Here is a 6,129-nt window from a genome sequence, read left to right on the forward strand (position 1 = left end):
CGGAGAGCGTTTCATCCCCATGCTTCTACAGGCCAGGCATGCTGTCAGGAGGCGGCCCCACGGAGTGATCCGTACGCCGCACTGACCACTCGTGCAGCAGGTCTGCGTCAGGCACGGATCGGCCGCACTGTGCCACGATGCTCCCGATCCGTGCCTGACGCAGATGTGAAGCCCCCTGAAGCCGCGCCGGAATACGACCCGAGGGAGTGGTCTGCTGGGACCAGACCACCCGGTCGAGTCGCTTCCGGGGGCCATCGCCACAACTCAATGCCCGGAGAAACTCAATGCCCGGAGAAAGACCTGGGTCAGGCACTCCAACTTCAGGGGGCCGGTTCAAGACCGACGGAGCGCACCCGACCTGGCGAGGGACAACAGGTCCCCACATCCGCCAGCTGCCTCGGCTACGCCACTCCGACCTTCGGCTTGGCCCAGGAGCGCCCGGAGGTGTCCTTGAGGATGTCGTACTCCACGTCGATATGCGGCTCGATGGCACTGTACTTGTCGATCGGCGCACCGATGACCAGCTGGAACCCGAGCCCACGCCACGCGCCGATCGCCCGGGCCGTGAAGTGCGCGTCCGCCTTGATCAGCGCCTCGTCGAGGAACACCGGCGCATACCGGGGACGCGCCGCATCGGCGTCACCCAACTGGTAGCGCAGCGCCGCACCGACGATGAAGGCGATGAGCTCCTGCGACTCACCACCGGACTTCTCACCGATGTGGTCGTAGAGCGCCACATGCTCACCCGAACCAGCCGTGATCTTCTCCGCACTGACACGGACATGGTTACGCACATCCACCAGTGAGGCGTAGTCCGGCGCGCCCCGGCGGATCCGGTCGATGAGCCGCGCCATCCGCGGGTACACCTCGGCACGCTCCTCGTCGGTCGAGGCGACCCCGATGAGCGCACGCACCTCTCGCAGCTCCTTGCGGAACCGACGACGCACCTCGGACTGGTTCTCCCGCAGCGTGATCTGCAGCCGGTGGTCGTCATCGTAGAACGGCAGGTCAGCCATGATCCGGTTCACCGGCTCGATCCGCTCACGGATCTCGCGCAGCGCCCGCCCCAGCGTGGAGTCCAGGTTCGTCAGGTCGTTGCCGGACAGCCGCAGCAGGCTCTCCTTCCACTCCCCTTCCAGCCGGTGCAGCCCGCTGGTCTCGAGGTCGTCGAGGATCCGCTCGAAGTCCTTCAGCGACGCATCTGGGTCGGCCCGGAGGTTCGGGTTCGGCCAGGCGTCCAGGAAGGACTCCATGGTCCGACGCACCGCCGCGCGCTGGTCGGCAAGGGTCGTCTGCGCCGAGGCGCGGTCCTCCTCGAGGACGCGGGACGCCGACTCCAGTGACGCATCCAACCTCGCCAGTCTCGCTGCGGGATCCCCGGTCTCACCGTCGGTGACGGTGAACCGGGACCGCAGCCAGGCGTCCTGTTCCTCAGTCAGTTCGCGACCGGCCTCGGCGGCCTCGTCGAGCGCCACCTCGGCCTCGTCGATCTCCTCGGCGACAGTGTCCCACCGCTCCATGAGCTGCTGGTGCTCGCCCTTCGCACGTCCGGTCTTCTCCTGCAGCCCCTGGATCTTCACTTTCAGGCCGGCGATCTGGTTCTGCATCGCCGCGATCTCAGGACTGCCCTCGGCGATGCCCTCGACGGCCTCCTCCCAGCGGGTCACCTCGTCGGTGACCGTGTCGACGTCGATCTCCTCCCAGGTCAGGTCCACGATCCGCCGGTACGCGGCCAGGCGCACGTCCACCGCGTCCAGCTCAGCCTCGGCGACGGCGACCTCGGCGGACGCAGCCTCCACCTCGGCTTTCGCCGCCGCGATCTCTTCGGCGAGTTCGTCGACGCGTCGGTGGCTGGAGAAGCCCAGCACATTACGTCTACCGTGCCCGCCGTGGGCGCCGCGGGCCCCCTGGGACATCTGTCCGGTGACCGTCAGCGCCGACCGGTGGGCACGCAGTTCGTCGGCGGAATCCACACACACGAAGCCGAACCGCTGGTCCAACCGGTCCTGCAGCCAGCCGGTGAAGGGGGTGTCGCGGTAGTCGAGCCGCCCGGGCAGCTGCCGGGGATCACAGGTGATCCGGGTCTGACCGGTCTGCACGCCCTCGAAGCGTACACGGACGCGCGTCTTCACCTGGTTGATCGCCGCCCGGAACTGTGGCAGAGCAGCCTCGTCGATAAGCAGTGTGGTCGCGAACCCGCCGAGGGCCAGGTTGAAGGCCTCCCGCCACGGCTCGAACTCGGTACGCACCTCGACAAGCTCGCCGACGAACGGCAGGTCCTCGACCGACAGCCCTGCGGCCTCGGCCAGCGCGGCACGGGCAGCGTGCAGCTCCCCGGGGATGTTGTCGGTGCGTTCCGCGGTGGCCCGCTGCTCCGACTCCAGCTCATTCCACCGGTTCCGGGCGACGGACGCCGCCGTCCGGGCTTCCGCGTAGTTCTCGCGCACACCCGCCTTGACCTCGGGATCGGCCAGCGCGGACTTCCCCTGCGTGACCAGGGCGTTGAACGCCTCCTCGTCGGTCACGGCAGCACCCAGCGGCACCAGGTCCTCCTCGACCTTCTCGCGGGTGCGGGTGACCTGTTCACAGCGACGACGCGCCGCCCCGAGTTCGCGCTCGGCGGTCTCCAGCCGGTCACCACCGGAATTGCGCAGCACCTGGATCAGGCTGTCGCGCTCAGCTTCGGCGGCCTCGGCGGCGGCGGTGTGGGTGGCGACCAGCGACTCGGCGTCCACCGCCTGACTGCGCAGTTCCTCCTCGGCAGCACGCAGCAGGTCGAGGCGCCGGGATGTCCGCCACATCGCGGCCGGTGAGGAGGCGTCCCGGAACTGGCCGATTTCCTTGATCAGCCGGAGCCGTTCGGCGGCGTCCCCGATCCGGGTACGGGCCTCACGCAGCGGCGACAGGGCGCGCACCTGCCGTTGGGCGGTCACCATCCGGGTCCGGGTGCTCTCCAGCTCATCGAAGTGCTCGACCACGGCGTCCGCGGTGGCGAAGGTGTCCGGTTCCTCGAGCACCATGCGCTTGTACAGCTCGTCGACGGTGGTGATCTGCTGACCGGCCTGGATACGCGCCAGCAGGTTCATCGCCTTCGTCCCGGCACCGGCGGCACCGATGCCGAGTACGGAGTGGACCCTGGCGAGGAACTCACGGTCCGTCGCCATCGTCTCCAGCCCGGTCGCGCGCACGACGGCGTCCGACAGACGGTGGGACGCGGCGTCCTCCAGGTCGGTCAGGTCAAAGTCCCCCTCGATGACGCCGCGGACCTTCACCGCGTCATCGAGGACGCGGGCGGTGGCCGGGATGTACCAGGCACGCACCGCGGTGAACTTCTTCTCCTCCGGACCGCTGGCATCGACCCAGGTCATGGCGATGGCGGTCCAGGTATCCGTCCCGTCGCCGCGCAGCACACGCACCCGGGTGCCGTGCTCGGTGCGGGTCTCGTCGATCTTGCCGCGGCCGTAGGACAGGATATTGCGCTGGTCCTCACCGCGGGCACGGCCGGTGACCGCCCCGTTGGACGCACCGTTGAACGGCGTGGTGTGCGGCATCATCAGGGCGATGTAAGCGTCCATCAGCGTGGACTTTCCGGATCCGGACCCGCCGCACAGCAGCGTCGCGGAGGGCGAGAAGCGGACGCGGTGGGCCCCGTCATAGCCGCCCCAGTTCACCAGCTGCAGGTCCCCGGCGAGCCACTGCTGGCCGCGGGACTCCGAGGGGATGAGGCCGAAGAGGGTGTCGAGCATGGTCACTGAAGTTCTCCTGCCTGTTCCGTCCGGTCCGTATGAGCACTGAGCCAGTCGGCGAGCTCCCGCAGCTTCTGCGCGCTGAGCACGATCTCGATGAGCGGGCTGATGAGGTAGCGCCCCTCGATCTCCTCCTCGACGATGCCCTCGTGCCGCAGCCGCTCCAGGGCGCGACGCACCGACTTCTGGCGGCGGGCCAGGTCACCGTCGGACTCCGTGAAGTAGGTCAGCACGGTCTGCTCGACCTCCTCGACGTCGACGCGGGCAGACGGTTCCCCGGCAGTCGACTCGCGCTGCCACACGCTGCGCAGGCACACCAGCACCAGCGTCTCTGCGCGGGTGTAGGCCTCGTCGCGCAGCAGCACCGGGATGTCGGAGACAGCGGTCTCTGCGGTCTCATCGGCTTCGTAACCTCTGACCTGCTGCTTGTAGGCCAGACCACGGTCGACGTCCACCACGAGGCGGACGAACAGATCATGCAGCCGCGACTCAATGACCTGTTGGTTGTCCAGCAGCACCTTCCAGTCCGCGGGGTGCTTCCCCGCACTGAGGAACCGTCGCTGCAGCAGGCGCACCAGCACCCGGCGCACCGCAGGATCGAGGACGCCACGGTCGCCCGTGAAGCACCCGTCGAGGTCCTCCTCCATGGCGACCGGGGTGACGAAGGGATCAGTCATCGGTGTTCTCCTGTCCTGTGGTGGATGGGCCTGCGGTCGTTCCCGCGGTGACGTCGCCGAAGGCGAAACGTCGGACGGTCCCGTCGGGACGCCGCGCCTCGACGGTGGCGATGTCCCCGGTCTCGACCATCCCGTTGCGGTGCGCGATCTCCAGCAGCCCGAGCAGGTCCACAGGCCGTCTGGCGGACGCGGCGAGATGTGCGAAAGCCTCCGCGAGGTCGAAGTCGGCGTCCTGTCTCGACCCGATGTAGCTCTCCAGGTCCTCGTAGCGCGGCCCGCCCCACTCGCGTCCCCCGGTCCCGTCGAACTCCGGGGCCTCCTCGGACTCGTGGAGCGGTTCCGGTGCAGACCCGGGCCGCAGGTCATTGAGGTTTCGGCGTAGCGCGCCGACCTTCGCCGCCGGGAAACTGCGCAGCGGGTCGACCCGGTCTCCCCGGCTGGACTGCGGCATCCACGACTGCAGCCCGGACATCACCGTGCGCAGCAGGTCGTCGACCTCCCGGTCGCGCACCGGGTCATGTGTCCTGACCTGGGCGGTGATGACGTGGGAAGCCCGGCGTTGGGCGGTGAGCACCTCAGCGACCCCCTGCTCGACGCGGTGGGCGACGGCGGCGAGATCATGTTGCTGCGTGACCGGCAGATGCCGGGCGAACGGCTGGGCGAGCAGGCTCTGCAGCTGGCCGGTTAGCCGGTCGATGTGCTCGGGTTCGCCGATGAGCTCCAGGGCGCCGGCGAAGGCCCGCCCCTCCGGGGTGGCGTCCATGACGTGCTGGCCGCGGTGGAGATACTCGCGCAGCACCTCACCGGCCGGACGTACGTCCCTACGCAGGTCAGCGACCACATCGCGTTGCATCTCGTTGATGGACTCCGCCACCCTCACGAAGTCGGCCGGCAGTTCGCGGGAGAGGTGGAGGACGTTCTCCGCCTCCTCCAGCAGCTGGTCGTCATCCACCGGGTCGACCTCACCGGCGTCCAGCCGGGCGATCTGCATATCCAGGGCGTCCCGCTCCGCACACAGGGCGGCACGGCGTGCCTCAGGGTCGGTCTCGGAATCGGAGACGAGCTGGTCGATCGAGTCGAGGAGCGTCCGCATCCGGGACCGCGACACCCTCACCCGCCCACCGGCGCGGCCGGCGATCTCCAGGGCACTGACCGCCTGGGCGGAAAGCCGGTAGACCTCGGTGCCGGTGCCGGAACTGTCGTCGATGTGCGGGACGAGCCAGCCGACGCGCACCCAGTACCGGCAGATCTCACGACCGGTGCCGACCGGTAGATTCTCCTCACCGGACGCCCGCAGCGCCTCGGCGATGTCGCCGACCTCGACATGGGCGTCCGCCACGGTGACGGTGGGACGCTCCGCGGTGAAGACCAGGGACAATGCCGCTACCACGAAGGGCGCGTAACGACCGTGCAGCAGATCGAGGGTCGGGTTGCGGAAGGCCGCCGAGGCATGGCGGTAGGCGGCTTCGGCACGTGGGTTCGTCATCGTCGTCTGAGGCTAGCACCCGGGCGGCCGTACCCCGGACGCGGTACGTGACGAATACCCCGCCTGCGGTACGGGGTGTCTGCGGATGGGCGATGTGCCGGGGATCCGGTCCGGCAAGACTGAATGCCATCCGATCCACACCGGATTGACCGCCGGACTGACCGTCCGGGAACCCCGACCCCAAGGAGTGACTTCCATGAGCACGTCCAACAGCCCCGAG

The 6,129-nt window shown here is 68.9% G+C and carries 3 protein-coding genes; all 3 read right to left on the reverse strand.

Annotation, left to right across the window (positions count from 1 at the left end; all coding sequences use genetic code 11):
* Nucleotides 1-401: 401 nt before the first annotated feature.
* The 3 genes from Q0A27_RS00440 to Q0A27_RS00450 are packed head-to-tail and all read right to left on the reverse strand — an operon-like array spanning nt 402 to nt 5,909.
* Nucleotides 402-3,746 carry an ATP-binding protein gene (locus tag Q0A27_RS00440; protein ID WP_291473127.1) on the reverse strand — a complete coding sequence of 1,115 codons (3,345 nt, stop codon included), beginning with the start codon at nt 3,744-3,746 and terminating at the stop codon, nt 402-404.
* 2 nt (nt 3,747-3,748) lie between these two features.
* Complete coding sequence (locus tag Q0A27_RS00445; RefSeq protein WP_291473128.1) at nt 3,749-4,423, reverse strand: DUF4194 domain-containing protein; 675 nt, start codon at nt 4,421-4,423, stop codon at nt 3,749-3,751.
* Nucleotides 4,416-5,909: a DUF3375 domain-containing protein gene (locus tag Q0A27_RS00450; RefSeq protein ID WP_291473129.1), complete on the reverse strand. Its 1,494-nt coding sequence runs from the start codon at nt 5,907-5,909 to the stop codon at nt 4,416-4,418. Before Q0A27_RS00450 ends, Q0A27_RS00445 begins: the two co-directional genes overlap by 8 nt.
* Nucleotides 5,910-6,129 lie beyond the last annotated feature (220 nt).

Origin of the sequence: Corynebacterium sp., from assembly GCF_022712275.1 — a bacterium.
In the GTDB taxonomy this organism is placed as follows: domain Bacteria; phylum Actinomycetota; class Actinomycetes; order Mycobacteriales; family Mycobacteriaceae; genus Corynebacterium.